At 54.9% G+C, this 25,096-nt stretch carries 11 protein-coding genes; 7 read left to right on the top strand and 4 right to left on the bottom strand.

Annotated elements, in window-relative coordinates:
* Window positions 1-107 precede the first annotated feature (107 nt).
* Entirely contained in the window at window positions 108-2,012 is a 1,905-nt protein-coding gene (locus MMC1_RS19700) for a diguanylate cyclase (RefSeq protein ID WP_011712814.1), read from the top strand.
* A 73-nt stretch (window positions 2,013-2,085) separates the two neighbouring features.
* Here the strand turns inward: MMC1_RS19700 and MMC1_RS05865 are convergent, their stop codons facing one another.
* On the bottom strand, window positions 2,086-4,230 hold the full coding sequence (locus MMC1_RS05865; RefSeq protein WP_011712815.1) for an HlyD family efflux transporter periplasmic adaptor subunit: 2,145 nt from the start codon (window positions 4,228-4,230) through the stop codon (window positions 2,086-2,088).
* Window positions 4,231-4,275: 45 nt separating this feature from the next.
* Window positions 4,276-6,516, bottom strand: a complete 2,241-nt coding sequence (locus tag MMC1_RS05870) for a TolC family protein (RefSeq protein ID WP_011712816.1) — start codon at window positions 6,514-6,516, stop codon at window positions 4,276-4,278.
* 234 nt (window positions 6,517-6,750) lie between these two features.
* Between MMC1_RS05870 and MMC1_RS05875 the strand changes: the two genes are divergently transcribed.
* The 6 genes from MMC1_RS05875 (at window position 6,751) to MMC1_RS05900 (ending at window position 23,894) form a co-directional block, all read left to right on the top strand.
* Window positions 6,751-7,488, top strand: a complete 738-nt coding sequence (locus MMC1_RS05875; RefSeq protein ID WP_011712817.1) for an efflux RND transporter periplasmic adaptor subunit — start codon at window positions 6,751-6,753, stop codon at window positions 7,486-7,488.
* A gap of 777 nt (window positions 7,489-8,265) precedes the next feature.
* Entirely contained in the window at window positions 8,266-18,357 is a 10,092-nt protein-coding gene (locus MMC1_RS05880) for a tandem-95 repeat protein (RefSeq protein ID WP_011712818.1), read from the top strand.
* A gap of 346 nt (window positions 18,358-18,703) precedes the next feature.
* Complete coding sequence (locus MMC1_RS05885; protein WP_011712819.1) at window positions 18,704-19,777, top strand: hypothetical protein; 1,074 nt, start codon at window positions 18,704-18,706, stop codon at window positions 19,775-19,777.
* Between the two features lies 1 nt (window position 19,778).
* A complete protein-coding gene (locus MMC1_RS05890; protein ID WP_143711374.1) occupies window positions 19,779-21,278 on the top strand; it encodes an efflux RND transporter periplasmic adaptor subunit in 1,500 nt (499 codons plus the stop codon).
* 201 nt (window positions 21,279-21,479) lie between these two features.
* Window positions 21,480-22,607: a polysaccharide deacetylase family protein gene (locus tag MMC1_RS05895; RefSeq protein WP_011712821.1), complete on the top strand. Its 1,128-nt coding sequence runs from the start codon at window positions 21,480-21,482 to the stop codon at window positions 22,605-22,607.
* A 69-nt stretch (window positions 22,608-22,676) separates the two neighbouring features.
* Entirely contained in the window at window positions 22,677-23,894 is a 1,218-nt protein-coding gene (locus MMC1_RS05900) for a glycosyltransferase family 4 protein (protein ID WP_011712822.1), read from the top strand.
* Here MMC1_RS05900 and MMC1_RS05905 read toward each other — a convergent pair.
* Window positions 23,891-24,817 carry an AAC(3) family N-acetyltransferase gene (locus MMC1_RS05905; RefSeq protein ID WP_011712823.1) on the bottom strand — a complete coding sequence of 309 codons (927 nt, stop codon included), beginning with the start codon at window positions 24,815-24,817 and terminating at the stop codon, window positions 23,891-23,893. The two genes, MMC1_RS05900 and MMC1_RS05905, sit on opposite strands and share 4 nt — an antisense overlap.
* A 5-nt stretch (window positions 24,818-24,822) precedes the next feature.
* Window positions 24,823-25,083, bottom strand: a complete 261-nt coding sequence (locus tag MMC1_RS05910; RefSeq protein WP_011712824.1) for an acyl carrier protein — start codon at window positions 25,081-25,083, stop codon at window positions 24,823-24,825.
* Window positions 25,084-25,096 lie beyond the last annotated feature (13 nt).

A 25,096-nucleotide genomic window follows, 5' to 3' on the forward strand; every position in this document is an offset into this window, starting at 1 on the left:
TGATTTTGCGTCTAAAAATATAACCATGTAGGTTGCTTGATAACCCATGATTGGGGCGTGTAGTGGTGGGGCAAGGGCCAAGGTAACGTTGGGGGGAAGTGTTCAACATGACAGATACCTGTAGTAAACCCGCTCGATTAGGCGATGAGACATCCGGTCTGGTGACGGTCCGTAAGATGGAGGTTGACAAGGGTACAACCGGATTATGGTCTATCCAGAACTGGCCCATTAAGATAAAGATTCCTTTTATTTCATTTCTTGGTGTGGCGCTCATTCTTGTGGTCACAGTGGCGTTTTTTCTCCCTTATGTAGAGAGCCGCGTAATAGAAAGCGAGCAAAAAGCCACCATGCAGACGGTGGATGTGGTCTTTGGTATTTTGGAGCATTTTAACCAACTTGAGCTAAATGGGGTGTATGGCCGGGACGAGGCGATTAGCCACGCTAGGCAGTTGATTAAACAGCTCCGTTATCGCCAGGGCGACTATTTTTGGTTGCTGGATGAGAGCAGCCAAATGGTGCTGCATCCCTTGCAACCCAATCTGGAAGGTAAGCACCTTGCGGATATAGAGAGTGCCAGTGACCGACTTTTTTATGAAGAGTCTCTCCATGTTGCCCTTAATCGGTCCAGCGGGTTTGTCGAGCATCAGCTTACCCAACCTGACGATGACACGGTCAAGATGACCCAATCTTATGTCAAACGGTTTAAGCCTTGGGGGTGGATTGTCGGCAGTGATATTGACCTTGCCGAAGTTGACCGTGTGGTCACCGGTTTACGTCTTATCACCCTGGCCATGGCCGCCTTTTTTGCCATTGTGACCATGCTGGTGGCTTACCTGATTGGTCAAGGGATTACCCATCGTTTAATCCGCGTGATTGCCGGGTTGAAAGATGTTGCCCAGGGCCGTGGCCATATCAACCAATCCCACTGTATGCCCATAACCTCAGCCGATGAAATTGGCACGCTCTCCTTTGAGTTTAATGTGTTGATGGACTCGATCAAGGATCTCGGCTGTTTTAGAAAATTGATTGAGGAGGATGAGACCTGCTCAGAGGTCTACTCGCGGCTGTGGGATGTGTTCACCGATATAGGTCTAAAGGATGCGGTGATCTATGAGGTGGATGAGTCGCACAATTTGATGAAAGCGGCCTACCCGCATCAATTGCAGGCGAGCGATCTGCACTGTAGCCCAGATATTTTGGATCAGTGCGGCCTGTGTAAAGCCAAACGCACCGGTCACACCATCTCCTCCTTGGCCTTTCACAAGGTCTGTAAACAGTTTTTGCACCTGGATGAGGCCATGGAGTATGTCTGCATACCCATGTCGGTGGGAGGGGGAATCATCGGTGTGGTGCAGTTTATCTTTGATGAGCGGATCAAAGTATTAGACCGTGATCTGCTTGCCAAGCAGGTTGATAAGGCGTCTCAATTTATTAAAGAGGCGCTACCGGTGATCGAATCCAAACGGTTAACCGCCACGCTGCGGGCCTCGACCCTGGTTGACCCGATGACCGGGCTGCATAATCGTCGTTTTCTGCAAGAGTGCGCCAATAATCTCTGTTCGGGCAGTCAGCGGCGGGGTAAAAAAATTGGCTTGCTTATGTGTGATCTAGACTTCTTTAAACAGGTCAATGATACCTATGGTCACGATGTGGGCGATAGTGTGCTTAAAATAACCTCCGAAATTTTGCAAAACTCCGTGCGTCAATCTGACCTGGTGGTGCGCTTTGGGGGGGAGGAGTTTATTATCATCTTGGTGGATATTGAATCGGATGAAGTGATGGGGCTGGCCGAAAAAATTCGTAAGCAAATTGAAGCGACCGAATTTCCCGTGCCGGGTAAACCCCCGCTTAAAAAGACCATCAGTATCGGTATTAGCGTCTACCCAGATGATGAAGATGGCTTTTGGAAAACCCTTAAATATGCGGATGTCGCCCTCTATAAAGCCAAAGAAAATGGCCGCAATCAATCGGTACGCTTTACCAAGGAGATGTGGGAGGGGCAAGAGTATTAAGGGGTAAGCGGGTGCCCATCGCACCACCACCGGCCCTCTGTTTTGGTGAGGGTGTGATGGGTTTTGCGGCTGCTTAAAAACCACTCTCGCGAATGACCACCGCAGCGATAAAGGTGCTGGCGCGCTGAAGTAGGCTTTCTTTGCCCCCTTCTAGGTGTATGACACCACGCACAACCCGGCTTGCAGGCCAACCCTTGGGCATCGTCTGGGGTTGCAGCTGAACCCGATAGTAGGATTGTTGGGTCTCAAGCTGGCTCTTATTATCTTCCCGTATGGCAATGGCCCCCCCATAGAGCGAGGCCAGATAGGGTTCTTCCAACTCCGGGGTTCTGGCCTTGGAAATTTCCACCAAAGTGGCGGGTAGGGTGGCCAATTCCGGCTGTTCGGGAATAAACGTTGCTTGCGTAGCGGCGTTAACCCGGTGTAGCTCATTTTCGTGCAGATAGCCCTTGATGCTTAGGGACGCCGGTTCTACCAAGTGTCCCAGAGGCTGTTTAAGATTGACCCATGCCCCCGCCCTTAGCCATTCGGGTACATCCAGCAGCACCCCGGCATGGGGGGCGTTGACCTGTAGCTTGCCCAACTCTTCGCGTAAACCCTGGATCAGGGCCAAACTCTCTTGAATTTGTTGATCGACCACCAGTCGGTTATTCCGTGTTTTGGGTTGGGCGTCGAAGGTGCTCTGTTTTTTTAACAGGGCCTGATAGTCCAACTGGGCGATGCGCAGTCGATAATCAAGATCGGGGTTTTTTAGGTCATACAGCGGCTGCCCCGCCGTTACACGCTGCCCCCAGGTGACATGCACGTGCTCAATTTGGGCCGATACCGGCGGGTAGATGACCGTCTGTTGCCCCAGTAGGGCGAGCCCAGGAATCTTAATGGCGTGTTGCCAGGGGATCACCAGCAGCAGAATCAACAGGGTTAGGACAGAAACAAAGAAAAAAATGTTTTTTGAAGGTTTTATTTTGTCTCTCATGGTGTACCAACTCCTTACCTCATGCACGATCGGTAAGAGAAGGAATACCACCACCTCCACCATCATTAAGATAATGCCCAAGAGTTTAAAAAACAGGTGGTAGACCACCAGCGCAATACCCAAAAACAGAAAAAAACGATAAATCCACGTAAAATAGGCATAAATAAGTATGATGCGGCGGGTTTTTGCCCGCATGTTGGGTTCTGGATCCTCCTGGGTAACGCCCAATAAAAACTGGCGCAGTTTCCACTTGGCTAAGGCAAAGGCGCGTGTTTGCAGGTTATCAATATCCAGGTAATCGGCCAGCAGATAGTAACCATCAAAGCGCATAAAGGGATTAAGATTAATCGAGAGGGTAATAATCCAGGAGATGGTCGCCAAGTAGAACATGGCACTTCTTAAGGGGCCATCGGCCAAAAAGCTCCAGGCTAGGGTGGCTAAAATCGCCAGGGTGAGTTCCGCTAAAATGCCACTGGCGCCGATGTGTAAACGGTGAAAACGATTTTGCAGCTTCCAACTCTCCGAGGTATCGGTGTAGAGCACCGGCCACATCACCAAAAAGGCCACCCCCATGGTGGGGATTTGTAAGCCATAATGTTTGGCGGTCAATGCATGGCCGGTCTCATGGATCGCTTTGCTGGTAAAGGTGGCCAAGACAAACAGGATAAAACCGCCGGTATCAAAAAAGTGCAAAAAGGTGTGGCTAAACTGATCCAACTGACGCGAAACTAAAAACAGCGAGAGCAGCGCAACCAGCAAAATTCCGCGGTTAAAAAGGGGATGGTATAAAAAACGTAACCCTTGATACAGTTGCGCCATGAGTTGATCAGGGTGAAGCAAGGGGATTCTAAAAAACAGATAGTTACGAACCAACCACGAAATGTTTTTGCGCTCTTTGTCGGCCTCCATTTGGGCAATGTGGCGCGCGCTGGCTGCATCAATCACCTCAACCAGCTGGTTGACCCTAAGGAACTTGAGCAGGGCCTCGCACTGTTCCTGGCTGACGGCCAACTGCTTTTCTTGGGCGAGGGCCTGTAGAATGGCCGCAAAATTACCCAGATGCCAGCGCCGTAGAATGGAAAACTCCAGCAGACCAATCCTGAAGAAGCGGTTGCGCAGGGGGTCGTGCAGCGTCCAAGTGGGATCGCCATTCTCTTGTAGAGTGCCTGGGTAGAGATCGAGATCCGCTCTTAACGGGGGGAGATCGTCCGCAATCTCTTTGGACTTTAGCGGCAGTTTCATCAACGGATCTCACTGTTTGGCCCATGCAGCGGCTGTGTAGACGGCTTATTGAAACCAATCCGTCCAAAAGGGCTTGTTGGCCTGGGCCACATAGTCACGGGGGTCAATATAGGGTAGTGCCTGGGTCTGTTGCGCGGATTGGCGCCTCAAACTGGGCGCCTGTTGGGGCGCGGCCTGGGGCGCGATGCCTCCCATTTGGGCGATACCAATCTGCCGGTTTAACTGATGCGCCAATTTTTGGCGCATGGGCTCCGCTTGGGCCAGGGAGGGAAATTGCCAGAGATAGAGCCCGTTCCATTGGGTGCCTTGCTGATCCTGATAGGCGGTGGCGTAGGGTTGATAGCCCTGTTTACGCAGCTGTTGCATCTGTTGCTCCAGCTGCTGGGGATTTTGATAAGCCCCTAAGTGCAGGGTGTAGTAGCTCGCTTGTTGTGGAATGGGCTGGGGGCGCTGGGCGAGCCCCCCTTGCATAGGGACCATCGGTTGTTGCTGCGGTGGTTGTGGGGCAGGCATGGGGCGTGTCCCTTGGGGGGGTAGGGCGGTGGCTGCTTGCGGGTAGATAATGGCATTGTCGGGCATCTGGTCATTACCGCCAGCCCACTCTAACCAGCTGCTTACTTGCTTCCACAAACCTGTTTTGGGCAGTTCCACGCCCTGATAGTGCTGGGCGGTAAAATGGGGTTGCCCCCCCATTTGTAGGCTACCATAACGCAAAGCCGCATGATGGGAAAGATGGCTGTGCATCTTATTAACTTCATAAAAAAGCTTGTTATTGGCTTGAGCCAGATTGGAATAAATTTGTTGGGTTAAGGTGGGTAAGGGGGCGTCGAGTTGAAAATTTTCAACGGGATCAATGCCGATGGCGGTGTAGAGCTTACCCAGCACATTTTGGTATTCGGAGTAAGAAATTAAACTGCGAACATATTCCGATACTTGGTTGGCTTCGCTAATAACCAGCTCCAAATCACTTTTGGCGCGGGTTTTTGACTCCAACGAAACATGGTTAAGAATGCGCGTGTTGACATTGTTCATGCGCAACGATAGGTCGTAGTTCTGCATGGAGAGCCGCACCCGCTGCTGGGCAATATGCACCTGGGTCATGATGGATACGGTCATGGCCAGACGGCGCAGCTCTTCTAGGTGGTTTTTGTCCTTTGCCAGCTTCATGGCCTCTTCGGCGCTAAACATCTGCACCAGGTTGCTGGAAAACTGCGACGCCAGGGTGTTCCAGGTGTCGTTGAGCAGCAGTTCATTGCTGCTCCAGTTAAAGCCACCAGCCAGTTCGATATTGGGGAACTTGCGCAGATAGGCAATCTGCATATCTTCGGCAGAGATTCTTAATTTATAATCCGCTTGGCGCAGCTCTGGGCGATTAAACAGGGCCATGCGTATCAGGTCGCGCCCCTGTAAAAAGAGGATCGGGTCCAATACCGGCATGGGCTCTGGGGGTAGAAACAGCTTATAGTCGGTGCCGGGTTTAAGGTTCATCAACGCCGCCAGTTGGGATTTGGCGTTCCACACCATATGGCGCATGCCGGCGACCTTGCGCTCCAGCTCCATCAGGGTACGTTGATACTCCAACGCTTTGACGGGGCTCTGCAAGCGGCGCTGTTCCAACTGTTGCGAGGCGGAAAGTGCCTTTTTAATGCGCCAATCCAACTGGTTTAGGCGTTCTTCTACCTTAGTGGCGGCCACTGCTTGCCAATAGGCATTGCGTACCTCTTCCACAATCTGTTGCACAATGCGGCGGCGGCTCTCCTGGGCGATCTGCTGGCGATCCTTGGCTTGGCGAATGCGCGCGTAGCTTACGCCGTAGTCCAACACATTCCACACCACCTGTAGGTTGGCGGTGACACTATCTTTGCTGTCCGAGCTAGAGGGTTGGCTGCTGATGGCTCCATCAATCGGATTGGCGCTATAACTGCCGGGCTCATTGTTGCGATGGGTTAGCCCATAGCTTGTGTTAACCTGAGGGAACAAGGCATATTTCGCATAATCTGCTTCACCAGCGGAGATGCTCTCCTCCATGAGGGCGACGCGCTTCTCTAGGTTTAACTTAATGGCACGGGCCATTGCTTCATAGAGGGTAATGGGTTGGTTGGTGCTGTTCCATTGTTGGTTGGCGGTGAGAATCTCCAAATCCGAGAGCATCCGGTTGGCCACATCGCCATCGCGAACCGGCTCATACTGGGTTGAGCACGCCGCAAGGGTCGCTGCGATGGATAAAAGCGCAACTTGCCATGCCTTTTTTGCCCTGGAACGGTGTCGTCTCTGTTGTGCGCTCACGGAACATTCCCCAAAAAAAGTCTGCGTGTTTAAATGGATAGCAATGAATTACGCAAACTGAAACATCTAAGCACCCTGCCAATACCTCATTCAATGGGTAGTCTTTGCAAATAATGCACCATCATTTCACTCCATAAAATTGAGCGGCGGTGTGCATTTTACTTATGCTCAGCCGCTCAAGTGCCGATGGAAAAACCAGAGGGCGCTATTTTTTTTCTACCCCCCCGAGGAATAATGAGTGGTTTAAAGTTTGTCCATTATGTTGCGCTGCTGCTGATCGGTCTGGTACCGGTTGGTGCCTATGGTGACTCTACGCAATTGGTTCGCGGTATGCTGATCGCGAAGCAAAAAGCGGTGCTCTCCAGCGGGTTAAGTGCCATTATCCTCGATGTTAATGTCCGTTTTGGGGGGCGTTTTCAGACGGGCCAAACCCTTGTGCAATACGACTGCAACACCTCTTATGCCATGCTTAAGAAGGCCAATGCCGAGTTGGCCGGGGCGCAAGCGAAGCATCAAAACAATCAACTGCAAAGCCAATATGGGTCAGTAGGTTCTCTTGAAATAAGCCTGAGCGCGGCAGATGTGGCGAAGTTTGAAGCCGAGAAAGAGCAGATAGAGATTGCGGTCAGCCGGTGCAATCTGCTGGCCCCGTTTTCAGGTCGCGTGGTCAAGCTACATGTGGATCCCCACCAGTTTATCCGCGAAGGCGAACCCTTGATGGAGGTGGTGAACGATAGCAGTTTGGAGGTGATGATGTATGTGCCTTCAGAGTGGTTACAATGGTTGACCCCGCGTCACTCCTTTACCTTAAATGTGACGGAGACCTTAAACAGCTATGGGGGCAAGATTGATGTGATCGGTGCCACCGTGGATGCCGCCAGTCGCACGGTTGAGCTACGTGGTGTGCTGGACCGTCCTGCTCGGGAGCTTATTCCGGGCATGTCGGGTTCGGTGAAGTTTTCAGCACACTAAATGAAGCGGCGGTTTTTTTGGGGGGGCATGCTTTGGCCTTTCTGCCATCGATTGGCAGGAATGTCTGCGGTCATGATGGGTGTGTAAACCGAGTGTTACCATAGCGGACTGAATATGGAGTGTTATGTTCTTATAACCGCATAACAGAGTTTGGTAATAAAGTAAAATGTATCCGTGGATTTTCCAAAAAGGAGAGATTTCGGTTTCTTAATTAAGAGGGGGGTAAAAAAGGTGGCTCAAGCGGTTGGGTGAATGGGGGTGGGGTGTTGGTTTGTTTGGTGAATATCGTGATATCCTTATGTTATTTATAGGTTTAATTTGCGTTGTGTGGGGAGCTTTGCGCAGGTGTATGGGCAGGGTTGTGTTATTAAATGACGGTGAAATTTTGATCAAATTCGTGTTTTTAAAGGGTTACAATAGAATATCGCGCATGGAACGGTTCGTATAATAACGACTGTCTCATTGCAATTATTCGGGATATGCGTCATTCTGATAAAGAGGTGCTTTGTTTGTGGTGTGCTCTGCCACACGACATTGTGGTGTGCTGAGCAGACGCAGCTTGTTTTTCCTGGTGGTTGGTTTTGTTAAAAATGGACCGTTATTTGTGGTTTGGGTGAAACTAACACCCTGCTGACGGTCCCACATACCCAGGCGTTTGGTGGTGGCGCGGAACCGGTTCGGTTTAAAATCGCGCAGCTAAAACCTGCTGAGTACGAGTTGGGCGATTGTATTAATTGATACTCACGATCTTGAGCAAATTGACGATGGAGATCATCCATGGCTACTGAGATGAAAAATCATACCAATCCCAAGCAAACCTTGCGCGCCTTGATGCTCGCCCTTGAGCCGAGGCTTATGTACGATGCGGCGGGTCTGGTTGCGGTTATGGATCTCTCCCAAGATATGGATGCCCATGACGCGCTGCTGGAAACAGCGGATGGTGCGGCGGTGGATCTGCCCACAGAGCGCCAAGTGGTGTTTGTGGATAGCCAAGTAGAGGGCTATGAGGCCATTGTGGATTCGGCTTCTCACTATGCCGATGTCTACCTGCTTGAGGGTGGGCAGGATGGTCTGGACCAGATCTCCTCGGTGCTCTCTTCCTACAGCAATCTCGATTCTGTACACATTATTTCCCACGGCGGCCCGGGTCAGTTGGAGCTGGGGGATACGACCATAGATAGCCAACAGTTGGCTGCCCGTGCCGATCAACTGTTGGGTTGGACCGATGCGCTCTCCAGCGACGCCGATATTCTGCTCTATGGTTGCGATGTCGCCCAGGGTGCCGAGGGTCTCCAATTTGTCAACCTGATGGGGCAGTTGACCGGGGCCGATGTGGCCGCTTCCGATGATGCGACCAGTTCGGATGCCGCCAGCGGTGATATGGATTTGGAGGTGCAGAGTGGCACCATTGAGAGCCGTACCCTCCAGGGGCTTAAGCTCTCAACCGTGCTGGCCACCAATAACCTGCCCATCGCCAACAATGATACCATGGTGGTGCAAGCCCAAGAGGGTGGAGCCACCATACAGACCACCGATGTGCGGCTTAATGATTCCGATGCCGATGGGGATACGCTCTATGTCACAGAGTACATTGGGGCTTCGGAGAGTGATGACGGCATTCTTACCAGCAAAGGCGGTTTAGTGACCTTTGTGGGGGAGGGTCAGTTTGAATATACCCCGCCAGCGGGTGATTTTTATGGGACGGATAGCTTTCAATATAAGGTGATGGATAGCCAGGGTGGTACCAGTGCCTCGTATGCCACGGTGACCATTGTGGTGGCCAATGTGGCGGATCTGCCCGAGGCCGACGACTATGATGCCCCCAGTGGCCAAGAGGGAAACAGCGTCACCATTAGCATTGCCGGTTCCTTAGAGGGTTTATTGAGCGATGCCGACACCCCCTATACCGATGGTGTTACCCAACTTATGGGCAGCGCACCGATCATTACCGGGGTGGTGGTCAACCAGCCTGCCGGTGGGGTGGGCACGGTTGCGCTCAACGGTGCAGGGGATGCGTTTGTCTTTACCCCCACAGCGGGCTGGAGTGGTACAACCTCGTTTGATTACCAAATTCAGGATGGTGATACCGGCCTGACCACCACCGGCACGGTAAACATTGTGCTTACCCCCAGCAATGCTGCGGCGCCTGTTATGGACAATAGCGGCGCCCCCTATGTGGATACCATCGCTGAGGACAATACCACCTCTGCCGGTACCAGCGTCAGCACCCTGTTGAGCCGCCTCGCGGCGGTGGTGACGGATGCCGATGACAACAGCTACTACACCACCGAGGTGGGTATTGCCGTGACCAGTGTGGATAATACCAATGGTAGCTGGGAGTATTCGGTGGATGCAGGGGTGACATGGCTGGATTTTGCGACCGATGGTGGTGTGGCTGCGGCGGGGGTGGCCGATGATACCAGCGCGGTGCTGTTGGACAGCAGCGCCTTGATCCGCTTTGTGCCTGATGCCGATTATAATACCGACGATATGGACAGCAGCACGGCTTTGGTTCCGGTTGACGGTTTGACCTTCCGCGCTTGGGACCAGAGCGACAACTTTGCCAGCGGTACCACGGCGGTAAATGTGTCGGTCAATGGTGGTACCACCGCCTACAGCACCGCAGCAGAGACGGCTCAGTTTAGTGTGAGTGCGGTCAATGATTTAGCAACCATTACCGTGGTAGAAGGCGAGGCTAGCCAGAGCTATATAGAGAACGATGTCGCCCTTCCCGACGGGGATGTGATCGCGGATGGTACGGTTGACGTAGCCCTTGCCATCGACAGCACCATCGTGAGCGCCTTTAGCGATGAGAGCAGCGATGAAGATACCCAGATGCAGCTCACCATCACCGCCAGCAATGGTACCCTGCAATTTGCCGACAGTGTCGCGGGTGCCGCCATTGACCTGAGTGATATTGATGGGGGTGGTGAGGCGGTTACCCTGGTCTTGGGTGCCAACACAGGGCACTCCTCAAAATTGATTATTGAGGGTGCGGAGTCGGATATCAACCGCCTGTTTGATGCGGCCAACACCAACTATTTGGCATGGTATCCCGCCCAGAATTTTGATGGTACCGCGACCATTACCTTTTCGCTCAGCGATGTGGTAAGCGGTTCTTCCAACTACGGTTCGGGTACCCAGCCAGCGGCTACGGCGGTGATAACCGCCACCACCACCGGCACCAATGATGCCCCCTCTTTTGTCAGTAATACCACCGATCCTGCGGCCATTTTAGAGGATACGGCGGATGCTGATAATGCTGGCATTAAGGTCTCTGCTTTGGTGGGTAGTGCCATCTATGACATGGATAGTGTGGCCGGTCAGGCTGAGGATGGGATTGCCATTACCGCCTCGACCCAGACAGCGGATGCCACGGGTAAATGGCAATATCGTCTCTCCGATAGCGATGCTTGGGTAGATCTTGGTGTGGTTGCCGAAGATAGTGCTACGCTGCTCAGTGCCGATGCCTCCGTGCGCTACCTTGGCGAAGCCGATGAGGCGGGCAGTGCGACCTTGACCATCAAGGCGTGGGATGGCTCAGCGGGTGCCAATGGGGATGCGGCGGTGGACACCACCGCAGGGAGTGCCTACAGCGCCACCACCAAAACCGTTACCCAGTCCATCACCGCGGTGAACGATGCCAGCACCTTCTCCTTAGGGGGCGGCGCCTTTACCAGTGACACGGTTGTCTATACAGAAGATGCCACGGTCACTTTTGATGGAGTGGATGCGGGTCTTCTCGTCATCGCCGATGTGGATGGGGATTATGATGGGGATAGTTCGGACAAAATCAGCGTAACCCTGCGTGTCACCAAGGGCACCCTGACCCTAGGTGACGCCGCAGCGGTTGCGGGTGAGGTGGGTGATGGTACCGACACCCTTACCGTCACCGACACCGCCGCCAACATCACGGCGGCATTGGATGGCTTGGTCTATACCCCCGAGGCGGATCTGGATACCGATGATACCCTGACCATCACTGTGGACGATGGCGGTACCACCACCAATGGTGGGGTTAAGGTGAGCAGTGCCACCATTCTCCTGGATGTCACGGCGGCCAACGACGCCCCCACACTTACGGAGGTCAACGCCCCTGCGGCCATTCTTGAAGATGTGACCAGTGGCAACAATCCTGGTTTTAGTGTGGCAAGCTTGTTGACCGGTCAGTTTGAGGATGTGGATAGCCAAAGCACCGGGCAGGGGATTGCCATTACCGGTGTGGGTGGTGCCAGTGGGGAGGGTAGTTGGTCCTATAAATTGAGCAGTCAAGCGACCACTTGGACCGATCTGCCGGCGGATTTGGCGGTGGATAGTGCGCTGTTGTTGAGTGATACAGCCATGTTGCGCTTTACCCCGGCGGCCAACGAGACCGATGCGGGCACCCTAAACATTGCTGCGTGGGATCAAAGTGACGGCGGCGATGCTGGTGAGCGGGCCGATCTTACCGTAACCGGTGGTGCGACCGCCTTTAGCGCGGTGCTGGCCGATGGTTTGGCGCAGGCGATTACAGCGGTTAATGATGCCCCCGCTATGAGCTATGATGGTGAGGCATTGACCGCCAGCAGCAGCTTAACCGGTCGCGAAGATACCGATGCTGGGGCGATTGTATTAAGCGGTGATACCGCCCCGTTGGCGGTGGAAAGTGTGGATGGTAGCGCCGAGAGTGTGACCGTCACCTTTAGGGTTGCCACCGGCACCCTCTCGCTGGACGATGCGTCCAAGGTGATCCTTACGGCCAATGGTTACGATTTTAATGCCACCGAGACCGAGCTGGTGCTCACCGGTACCATTGCGGATATTAATGATGCTTTGGATGAAGCCGATGCCCTTATCTACACCCCAGATGATGGGGAGACCAATCCGCTGGATGACACCCTGACCATCGTGGTCAATGATGGCGTGGCGGAGAGCACCCAGACTGTGGCGCTGCTCAATGTGCGTGAGAATGGGGCACCGACTCTGACCAAGAATGATAGCACCGCTGCGGATGTTGCCACCATTACGGTGGCCGAAGAGACCGCCTACCGTCTCGATGGTTCCGCGGCGGGTGTGCCCATTTTGGTGGTGGCCGATGAGGACGCCCCTGAGTTGATGGTTACCCTGAGCACCGCCAATGGGGGCACCTTTGCGCTGGACAGTGCCGATGGTTTGACCATTTTGAGTGGGGGTTCTGGTAGTGACTCGATGCAACTGCTGGGTTCTGCCGAGGACCTCAACAACGCCTTGGCGACCTTAACCTATACCGGGCCTACCGATTTGGTGGGGGTGGCGGCAGATACCATTACCATTGAGGTCGATGATCAGGATCTGACCGGTAGCCTGGAAGAGGGTGTGCAGGATAAAGAGGCTGGTTTTGCGCTGCCTTCAGAGAGCATCAGCGTGACTTTGACCAATGTGAATGATGCCCCGGTGGCCTACAGCTTCTCCACCCTTGTGGATGAGTCTACCGCCGATGCGCCAACCTCGGTCACGGTGGATCTGGATGCCGACCCAGATGCGGATACAAATCCCATCTATAAACAGGACGACCTGCGGACCCTCGCCAATGAGTCTGAGGATTTGTTGGAAGATACCGCCATTACCGATGCCGACGCTGGCGATACCCACACGGTCTATGTGTGGGATGCTACCGCCAATGCAGGTGAGGGTGATTGGAGTGATGCGGCGGGTCTGAGTGCAGCGGGTGGCACGGTTACTGTGGATAATGGGACCAACCAGATCACCTATACTCCGGAAGAGGGCTTCAGTGGCCGCGATACCATCCGCTACTATGTGGTGGACGCCGGCAGTGGTGAGTCCATGGAGAAGAGCATTCAGGTCAACGTGGTCAACACCGTGGATGACTCGCCGGAAGCCGTGGATGATAGGGTTACGGTCACAGAAGATACCCTTTCTGCACCCATTGATGTGCTGGCCAATGATACCGGCTTGGATGGTATGAACATCAATGAGGATTACGGTCGTTTGGTGACCATAACCACCCCGCCTGAGCATGGGACCGCGCTGGCCAATGCCAATGGCACCATTAGTTTTGTGCCCGAGGCGAACTTTGTTGGCACGGTAACCTTTAGTTACCAAGTACAAGAGAAAAACGCTGTGGGCGTGGGCACTGGGCAGCCCAGCGAAGCGACGGTTACGGTTGAGGTGATGGGGGTGAACGATGCCCCCGTGGTGGCCATGCCTCTGTACGCCCTAACCGCGATGGAAGATAGCGCCATCGCGGTGCCTGAGGTGATGATTGCCGATATGGACGATCCCACTGAGAGCACCACCCGTAACGTCAAGGTGGTGGTAAGCAGCAGCAACGGCATGCTTACGCTCAACAGTGCGGGGGTTAATATTACCTCAGGTGCCAACGGCAGTAGCAGCAGCCTGACCCTCTATGGAACCCTTGCCAAACTCAACGATGCTTTGGCGACCTTGCAGTATCAAGGCAAAGCGGGCTTCTTTGGCAACGACACGCTGACGGTGATGGTGGATGACCTAGGCAATAGCTCGGGCGAAGCTAACGGCAGCGCCGTATTGGCCCAGCGTTTGACCGCGAGCGGTCATGTGGATATTACCGTGACGCCGGTCAATGACGAGCCATCGGCGGCCCAGGATGTGGCAAAAACGGTGGTACAAAACACCCCGCTGACCTTTAATCCCTTACTCGATTATGTGGATCGTGTGGAGGGGGATAGCGTTAAAGTGGGTAACTTTACCCAGCCGCAGCATGGTGAATTGATCCTCAATAAAGATGGTACCTTTACCTACATTCCCGATATGGATGTTAAAGGGGTCGTGGATCACTTTACCTTTGATGTGGTGGACAGCGGTGGGGCGGAATCCCTGACCTCCACCACCGTGACCCTGAGCTTGGTGGCGGCCAACCAGGCCCCAGATGCGCCCGAGATCGTTAAGATGGTGGATGCTGGTGGCACTCTGTCGTTTACCGTGCTATCGGGCAGCGAGGGTGACGAGTTTACCGACTATGAAGGGGACACCATGTTTGTGGTGGCGTTTGACAACACCACCACCAATGGTGGCACGGTCAAACTGCTGCATCCGACCCAGGGTAAACTTCAGTACACGCCCCCAGCGGGCATGACCATTGGTGAAGATACCTTTAGCATTACGGTAGGGGATGTCAACGGTGGGCTTACGGAGACCACGGTGCGGGTGATCGTGGGGGCACGTAGCAACTATGAGCCCATCGCCGCGAGCGATCATGTCAGCATGGATGAGGATGGGGCACCGCTGGTGATTGATGTGCTGGCCAATGACTATGACCTGGATAGCGGCACCAATACCGGGCTTAAAATTGGTGCCTTTGACCAAACCACCACCAATGGCGGCAAGGTTGTGCTGCTGGAAGATGGCACCCTGAAATACACCCCCAAAGCCAATTTTAAGGGTGAAGATACCATTAAATACACCGTAACCGACAGCTTGGGTGCTTCGTCCAAGGTTGGCATGGTAACGGTCATGGTGAATTCGGTGAACGACGATCCGGTGGCCATGAACGATGCTATTTCCACCGCAGAGGATACCCCGGCCCTGATTGCCGCCCTTTCCAATGACCATGACTTTAATGACACCGGGGCTTACGGTGGCGAAGGGCTTGCCATTGCCTCGGTGGTGCAGCCTGAGCATGGCACCGTCAGCTATGATTCTTTTGGCCGCTTTACCTATACCCCCGATGCCGACTACAACGGTGAAGACAGCTTTGTCTATACCGTGGTGGATAGTGGTGGTAAGACCGCCATGGCGACGGTCACCATCAACGTGGCACCGGTTGGGGATAATCCGGTGGCTCGCGATGATATGGTGAACACCGTTGAAGATACCCAGGTTACCATCAATGTGTTGGCCAACGACTATGATGTCGAGAATAACGATACCCTGTTTGTGCCCGATTTTACCCAGGGTAGTCATGGTCAAGTGGTTTACATGAGCAATGGGGTGCTCAAGTATATTCCCCAGAGCAACTGGTCGGGTACAGACACCTTTAGCTATACCGTCATGGATGGCTTTGGGGGCATGAGCACGGCGATGGTTACGGTTAATGTGGCGGCGGCCCCGGATATTCCCGTGGTGGGTAATGACGCTTTGACCACCGCAGAGGATGTGCCCTTGCGCATCAACGTGGCATCGCAGTTGTTTGCCAATGATAAGGACAGTGATGGGGGCAAAAATACCCTCGCTTTGGTAAGCTTTACCAACCCTCCCGCCAGCACCGGCACGCTGATTGACAATGGCGATGGTACCTTGACCTTTACCCCCATGGGGGATTGGCATGGCACCACCAACTTTGCCTACACGGTCAAGGGCAGCGGTGGTTTGACCGCGAACGGTACCGTGACCATTACCGTAACCGCCAGAAACGACGCCCCCACCGTGACCCTGCCCGGTGCAAACCCCAGTGGTGACGAAGATACCCCCATCACCATTACCGGCATCTCGGTTGCGGATGTGGATGTGGCCGAAGGGAACGGTATGATGCAGGCGACCCTAACGGTAGGCAATGGTACCTTGACCATGCTCTCCACCGAGGGTTTGACCTTTATCAGTGGGGCAGATGGTAGTGGCAGTATGACCATTCAGGGCACCCGCACCAACCTGAACAGTGCCATTGGTACCATGACCTATTTGGGCAATGCCCACTATAATGGTCAGGATACCATCACCGTAACGGTAAACGATTTGGGCAACTATGGTTCCAGCGCCCAGAGTGTGAGCAAGAGCTTTTATGTCAATGTGGCCTCGGTGGTGGATGCGCCGATTGTCTCAGACGTTGCGGTAAACTCTGGGGTTGAGGATATCTCCTCGGTGGTGTTGACCGATCAAATGTTCTCGGGTGGTTTCCTCAATGTGGAGGGCACCGCTGGTCTGGCGCAGATTAAGATTACAGCGTTGCCTTCCGCGATGGCGGGCACGCTGATGTTGGGTGATGCCAACGTGGCGGTTGGCGATGTGGTGACCATTTCCCAGTTAGAGGCTGGACAGCTTAAATTTAAGCCCATGGCGAACTGGAACGGTTCTGTCGCTTTTGACTGGAACGGTACCCACGAAACGGGTCCGGCCCCCACGTGGTCCGATGAAGCCGCGACCTTTACCCTGCAAGTGGCCGCCGCCAATGATGCCCCAACCCTGAGCTTGCCCAACACCGTCACCACGGCAGAAGATAGCCCGGTTTCCATTACCGGTATTGCGGTGGCCGATGTGGATGGTGGCAATGTGACGGTGACGGTGCAGGTTGAAAACGGCGCCTTGACCCTGAACCCGCTGGCGGGTGTTACGGTGAGCGGCAGCGGTAGTGATACCATCACGGTGGTGGGTACCACCACCAATGTCAACACCGTGTTGGCTGGCCTGCGTTACCAAGGGGAGAGCTACTATAATGGTGCGGACACCCTAACCGTATCGGTCAATGATGGGGCGAATGGTGGTGGTGAAGCGTTGACGGTCAACGGTAGTGTCACCATTAATATTACCCCTGTGGCCAACGCTCCAGCGGCGGGTGCCGACAGCTTTAGCTTGAATGAAGATGGTTCGATTACGATCACCCAGGCGCAGATGCTGGCCAACGATGTCAATATTGAAGATCCCTCGGTAAGCCTGAGCATTACGGGTGTGTTTAGCCCTGCCAATGGGGCTTTGGTGAACAACAATGATGGCAGCTACACCTACACCCCGGCGGCCAATTTTAATGGGGTGGATAGCTTCTCTTACACCATTGACAATGGTGCGGGTGGGGCCAGTACTGGGTCAGTTATCCTTACGGTCAATGCGGTCAACGATGCGCCGACCCTGGATATTACCAATGTACCGACGCTATCGGTTAATGCGGGTGCAACCACCGGTATTGCTGGGCTCTCCTTGAACGATATTGATGTGGGTGAGACAGCGGGTGGCAAACTGTTGGTCACCATTAGCACCTCGGCGACCGATGGTCAGCTCAAGGTTGCCAATGCGCCGGCCTCGCTGCTGGTCACAGGTAGTGGCAGCAAGTCGCTGCAATTGACCGGATCGCTGTCGGATGTACAGTATGCCATTGGTAGCATTAGCTATACGGCGGGGCAGACTGCCGGTACCGACACCCTTACGGTCGCGGTTTCAGACCAGGGCAATACGGGGAGCACGGTGGGCAGCACCACGGCCACCTTGCAGGTGACGGTCAATGAGGTGAATCAAGACCCCGTTGGTACTGGGGATGTGGTTGTGGTGCCCCCAGCCGATGGTGGTTTGGATACGGATAATGGCTATACCATTCCGGATGTGCGCAGCAATGATACAGACCCCAACGGCGATAGCCTGTTTGTGGCGGGCTTTACACAACCGGTCAATGGCAGTGGCGAGGTGCGTTACCTGGGTAATGGCAGCTTCCAGTTTATTCCCGACAGCACCTTTAGCGGGTTTGACTGGTTTACCTACAAACTCAGTGATGGCAAGGGTGGTTTTAGTGATGCCATTATCTACATCACCGATGATGAGCTGAACGAAAATATCCCCGAGGATGCGGAGGTATTGAAGGATTATCAGGCTGAGTTGGAAAATGCCACGCCCAATACCATGGTGGCGCAACTGAGCCAGCCGGGTGATGAGCGCGCGGCCCCGGCAGAAAGCCAGCGTGCCGAGGCTCAACCCCGTGAAGAGTTGGCCCAGAGTGCCAAGCAAGTGCTGATGGCATGGGCCAATTTGCCAAGCCAAGAGGCGGCCAAACCGCTGGCGGTTAAGGGCGAGTCGGCTGCTGTGGAACAGAGCAGCCGCAAGGGCAATCTGAATGAGCAACTGGAGATGGCCGAGTTGGTGGAGCAGCCGCAGGATGCGCCACAAAACAACCTGTTAGCCCTGTTGGGTAGCCTAGATCAGCAGATCGGTTAACAAACGAACTGCGTGGGTTGATACGTAAAACAGACAAGCCTGTGGGGGAGACCTCACGGGCTTGTCTGTTTTAGGGGGTACTGCCTGTAACGGGGTGACACCCACAGAAAGCTTAACCTGGATATCTCATGAATCCCAGACGCTCTCGCTTGATCTTTGGATTTTAAAGAATTTTTTTTGCGCTTGAAGATATCAATAAGTATCTTGTGCGCGCTAAAAAATCCTTTAAAATACAAATCTCTACGCGATCATTGAAGGGATTTGTGAAATATCCGGCTTAATGTCCATCACCATTGTGCCGATACGAAAGGAAAGTTGCGTTATTCCCCCTGCCATGGAGAGTGTTATGTTTAAGCAACCCAAAACGGCCCGCATGCCAAGCCGCCTGAGTGCTCTGTCACTGTGTGGATTGGTGCTGCTGCTCTCTGGTTGCCAGGGTGATGGTTTAAACAGTATGGCGGGCTGGTCACCCGCGCCTGTCTATGATTATCCCATGCAAGGTTATCAAAATAGTGCCCCTGGGGCTTATGCGCCGTATGCCGGGGGCTCTTATGGGCAGCCGGTGATGGCGGTGGATGCCTATGGGCAACCGGTGATGGCGGTGGATGCCTATGGGCAACCGGTGATGGCGGTGGATGCCTATGGGCAACCGGTGATGGCGGTGCCCCAGGCACAACCGATGGGGGCCTATGGTCAACCGATGGGGGCCTCTCCCTATGGCCAGCCGATGATGGAACCCCAATATAGTCAGCCGGGGGTGATGCCGGGTTATCTGCAACCGGTGATGCCGGGTTATGCTCAGCCCGGGGCGAGTTTGGACAATGGGTTGCCCTCTGTGGCCTACAATCAGCCACTTTCCAGTTTTTTGACCAAACAGATGTTTGCCCAGCCACAACCGGTGGTGGCGTATGGAACGCCCCAACAGCAGAGTGCGCTTTCGGGGGTGCCGGTTTATACTCAGACGGCGCAGGTGCAGCCCAGTGCTTCCCTCATGCCATCGCCCATGTCAACCATGGTAAACCAGCTTTATCCTCAAGTTGGCCGTTCTACGGCGGTACCTGTCACCCGCGCTGCCCCAGCCATGGCACCGCAACCCCAGGCAGCCCTTGATCGCTTATCCACCAATCCATCGGTTGCGCAGCCTGCCAGCCCCGTAGCCACGTCTGGGCTCCCTCCCCAAGCACAGACGGAGCGCACCGAGTTGGCCTTTCCCACCCCCGCCACCATGGATAAAATTTTGCAACCTGAGCGGTTAAACCCATCTGGACAAACGGCGGTTCCAAGCCGTAGCAACCCCTTTTATGAGCCTTTGCCTGCTGCGGTGATGGAGCCCCGAGCCAGCAATCACACCCTGGATGATCCCTTGGATCCCGTGGTGGTCAGTCGATTGCAGGCGGCGGCTTTGCCGTCGGTAAGATAAGGTGAGCGCTGCTGCTGGGGATCGTCAGGTGACTAAGGAGCTACCGCCACTGCCGCCGACCATGGCCACACCGGCCCAAGATCGGCAGTTGCAGCTGTTAAAAAATCAAACCAACCGGCTCTCCCAACTGTTGTTGGTGGAGCAGCAGGCGCGGGATGCCCAGAGCATTCGTGAACTATTGATGGTGGCGGTCAATGTAACCAAGCAGATTATACCGTACCAAAGAGGCTTTGTTTGGCAAAAAGCGGGTAAAAAGAGTGTGCGGGTGGTGGCGGCTTCGGGGGTCTCTAAGCTTGATCGTCACGCGCCAATTATCTTGTGGCATGGGCGGGTGTTGCAAACGGTGTTGCGGGGCTACACTCCACCAAAGCGCCGTGGTGATGAGGTTCCTAAGGAGGGTGCCACCAACCCGGCGGTGTTGGAGGGGGCGGTGCTGGTGACGCAAGATCAGTTACCCGCCAATCTGGCGCAGGAGTGGGCGGCGTGGAACTGTGGTACGGGGTTGTGGATTCCCTGGTTGGATAAACAGGGGGCGATTGTGGCGGGGTTCTATTTTGACCGTCACGAGGGGTGGCGGCAGGAAGAGGTGGAGCTGCTCAAGCGCATAGGGGCGACCTTTTATTACAGTCTTAACCATTTGCAGTTACAAAAACAGCATCGAAAAAACCCGCTCCTTACCTTTTTGGGTGATTTAAGCCTCTATAAAAAATTGGCGCTGGTGGGGGCGGTGGGGCTCATGCTGCTGCCGGTGCGCCTGTCGGTTTTGGCCCCTTCTGAGGTGGTTGCTAAAACACCGTTTATGGTTAATGCGCCTATAGATGGGGTGGTTAAAGAGATTTTGGTGCAACCCAACCAGTTGGTGGAGCCGGGCACCCCCCTGTTTACCCTGGATGACACCACCATTCGCAATAACTATGAGGTCGCCCGGCAGGGTTTGGAGGTTGCCCGCGCCGAGCATAGCAAGGCCGCGCAACAAGCCTTTTGGGATGCGGAGAGCAAAGCGCAGTTAGAGTGGTTGACCGCACAAGTGGAAAAAAAGCGTGAAGAGATGGAGTATAATGCGGAACTGTTGCAGCGCATTCAGGTACGCGCTCAACGGGGGGGTATTGCCATTTTTTCCAATATCCATGATTGGGTGGGTAAGCCGGTGCAGGTGGGGGAGCGGGTGATGCAGCTGGCTGATGCTCAAGATGTGGCTCTAAAGAGCTGGATTTCCGTTTCAGACGCCATCAATTTAGAACCGGGGGCACAGGTGCGTCTGTTTTTAAACGTCGACCCTATCCATCCCCTAACGGCCCATTTGCAGCGTGCCAGTTATGAAGCAGTGCTCTCGCCCGAAGAGGTGCTCTCTTACCTCAGTTATGCCGACTTTACCCCTAGCCAATCCCCGCCGCGTATTGGTTTAAAAGGCACGGCCAAGGTGTATGGACAGCGGGTTACGCTGTTCTACTATATTTTTCGCCGTCCGCTCTCTTACTTTCGGCAACTGTTGGGCTTTTAAAGCGGCGCAAAGCTGCGCGGGGGCGATGTAGGTTTGGCGTGGCACCCTCTCCGGGCGGCGTGGTGGTGCGGTGGCGGGTTGTGATAGGCTGGATCACCCCATAAGCTGGCCCGCTGCATGTACCCCGACGGCCAGCACGGGTTTGCCCCGTGCCTATGCTGGTTAGGGCGTGGGTTAATCGCCTGACAAGGTGGGAACAGCATGTCCATTGCGCTTTTTTTATCGGCGGATTACGAACTCTATTTTTCGCGCAATCTGCTGCCCGAGCATGAGGTCTTGGTTGGCCCCACCCAGGCGCTGCTGCAAGCCTGCGAAGCGGTGGCGGCACCCCTTACCCTGTTTTGTGATGTGGCGATGCTGCACACCTATCGCCAGTGGGGTGAAGAGGCCTTTGTGCAAGGGGTCGAGGCACAGCTACGGGGAGCGGTGCAGCGGGGCCATGATGTGCAACTGCACCTGCACCCCCACTGGTTTCGTACCCAGCGGGGTGTGGATGGTCGCCTGCATTTTGCCCCAAAAGATTATCTGCTGGGCCGTTATGAAAGTGATGCCAGCCAACGCTTTGCCAGCATCCTAGCGATGATTAGCCAAGGCAAAGCCTATTTGGAATCCCTCTTAAAACCGGTGAATGCCCACTATGAATGCCTCGCCTTTCGGGGCGGTGGTTATGGTTTGCAACCCCACAGCGAGGAGATTTTAGGGGCATTGCAGCGCTGTGGCTTGGTGGTAGATTCCAGCGTGGTGCCGGGTTATCGACTGCACACTCAGGTTCACCAAGTGGACTTTACCAAGTTGGTGGGGCGGAGTAATCAGTGGTACGGTGCGGCATTGGGGTTGTCGGCCCCCTGTGGGGCGGGGCAGGGGCTGTTTGAGGTGCCCATTGGCAGCGCTGATCTTGCTCAGGTGGCGGATTGGAACCCTTGGCCAGAGTCCCTACAGCGGGTCTGGAGCATGCTGCGTTACGGTGGCCCGGCAGAGCCCCTGCGGGGGGAGCCGGTGGGGTGGGTGAGTAAGCCGCCGGTGGCCTTTTTACAACGGCCCAAACAGGCTTGGTGGGATTTTAATGCGGTGCGTAACAGCCGCTTTGCCAAGTTGGAGATGCAGCGTTACCCGCAACGTATGCAGGCCGTGCTCAAAGGGCATCTGGCGCGAGAGGCCCCCTATGAGGGGTGTCACTATCTCTCCATCAACAGCCACCCCAAGGGCATGCATGCCCCGCACCGGGCCGCGCTGCAAAGGTTTGTGCGGCAGCTTAAAGCGACCTATGGTGCGGATATTGATTTTCCCACCTTTGCGACCTTGGCCAAACAGTTACGCCAAGCTGGATAAGGTCGGCCAGCGGTCACGGGCGCGTTTGAGTGGCTGGTGTGTGCTGCGTCTGTTCTGTCATGAGGTGCCATGAATACCCAACCACCCCGTCATGTGCTGCAACTCTACCACGCCTGTTATCCGCAGATTCAGGGGGGGATTGATGCCATGCTCTACGCCCTGATCCAAGGTTTGCAGGCGCAGGTACGGGTCTCCTTGTGGAGTACCGCAGATTGGCAGGAGCAACGTAAACGGGTGCGTGAGGCCGAGGGGATTACCCTCATCCACTATTTTTTGCTCATGCCACCCTTGGGCAAGGGGTGGTCGCTCGGCACCCTTAAAGGTTGGTTGCATGGCTTGCTGCGCATGCCCTTTATCCTGTGGGATCTGCGTCAACACTGCCGCACGGAACGGGTCGATTTGATCCATCTGCACACCCTGCAAACCTATGGCTTTTACCTTTACCTCTTGCGTAAAATCGGCGGGCCTCCCTACATAATCACTCTGCATGGCACCGATGTGGCCCATTTTGAACGGTATAAAGGTTTGAAATTGTGGATTATAAAGCGGTTGTTACGTGGCGCGGAACAGCTCGTGACCGTGAGCCCCGCCATGCTGGAACCCGCACGGCAAGCCTTGGGGCGGCAGTTGCCCTTGCGGGCCATCCTCAATGGCTGTGCGCCGCCCATCGTGGCACCAGAGGCAGAGCAGCAGGCCCCGTTACTGCCGCCACTGCCCAAGCGCTTTGCCCTAATGGTGGGGTGGATTACCGCGTCTAAGGGGTTGGATCTGGCGGTGCGCTGCTGGCCGGAGATCTTAACCATAGATCCCGATTTTCATTTGGTGCATGTGGGCTCGGGTCAGCGGGATCTCCCCTTTGATGCCGCCATTCGCCATAGCGCAGAGCGCTTAGCCCCTGACCATATTCATTTTTTAGGGCCTATGCCCAGCCATCTATTGGCGCAGATCTATGCGCGGGCCACCCTGTTTTGCATGCCTTCCCATAACGAAGGGTTGCCCTATGCCCTGCTGGAGGCCGCCATGCTGGATCGTCCAGTGCTGCTCAGTCGCATCCCAGCTTTCGAACGGCTGTTGGAGGAGGGGCAGGAGGCGGTTTTTCATGGGGTAGAGGATGAGGCCAGCTTTGTGGCGGGCATGCGGCAGCTCTTGAGCCATCCCCAACAGAGCCAAGCCATGGGGCAACGTCTGGGTATAAAAATCCGGCAACAGTGTCAAGTGGCACATATGAGCCAAGCCTATCTGGACTGTTATAAGGATGTTTGGGCAAAGGTGGGGCGGTCGGGTTAAAAGGGTGGCCGCGGTGCGCTGGCCAGCATCGCCTCAACCTCGGCGGGATCAAATAAAAAACGCCCTTGCTGCTGTAGGGTCAAGGCCCGTTGGATAAAGGGGGCTGCTGACATGCGGCTCAAGCGCAGACCGTGCACATGCTGTTCCCATAAAATCTGCTCGCGGCGCAGGATGCGGGCCACCCGCTCAACCCGACGATAGGCCCCCCCCATGCGCAGTAAGGGCACCATGCAGGTGATGTTCTGCTCCGCTTGGACAACGATCTGCATGGGGTAGGGTTGGTCATAGTAGACTGCCCGCTGGAGCTCGGGCACCATGGTTTCTGGCACATGTAAAAGGGAGTAGCTCTCCAGTCCTACCCCAAGCCCCATCACCTCGCCTTGCTGCTGGGCCAGTTTTTGAAAGGGTGAGGTGGGGCCAAAGGGGTGGCCCTTATGGTGATCCGCCAGCAGGGCCTCGGCGTGTTGCCCCCAACCAACCATGGCATGGGTGGGGTGCCAAGAGCGTATGGCGGTGCGATCCCGGCGCAGCATCTCCGTCAGCAGTCCCGAGCGTGAGGGGGTACGGGCGGGGTTAAAGGGGGCCGCCTGTCGCGCATAGTCGGCCTGGGCACCCCGGAAGGGATACGCCGGCATAAGCAGGGTGCCCTGTGGCCCCAGTTTATCCTTGAGCAGTTGGATGAGGGTAAAGGGTTTGAGCTCTGGGACATGGGCCACCAATTGGTCCATGGAGCTATGCAGCAGGATGGTTTTACCCGCCGTGATGCCCAATTCGTCCAAGGCTGCTGCAAAGCGCGGCACACTCATGGTGGCTTGGTAACCACGGGCTTTGCGGGCAACAGCACGGATGGCCCTAAAAGGGAGCAGCAGGCGGCGTTCCAGGGGTTGCGGCAGATAGAGCAGCAGCAAACGGGGGGCAAACATGGGGACTAGGCACCCTCACCTTGCAGGGTTTGAATAAGATCGGCCAAACCGTTCATGCTATAAAAAGCGGTATGGTTAAAGTGCTCATCGGTAAACTGAACATCAAAATGGCCCTCCATCTCGGCAATGAGTTCGATAATGCCCATGGAGTCCAACAGGTTGTTTTGAAAATAGTCCAGTTCCAGCAGGGCTGCGGCATCACGCTGTTGTAAGGCGGGGTTGCGTTGGCAAAACCAGTGGATCAGCCACGTTTGGTAAGGGTTCATGCGCATCATTCCC

Source organism: Magnetococcus marinus MC-1 (genome assembly GCF_000014865.1).
GTDB lineage: Bacteria > Pseudomonadota > Magnetococcia > Magnetococcales > Magnetococcaceae > Magnetococcus > Magnetococcus marinus.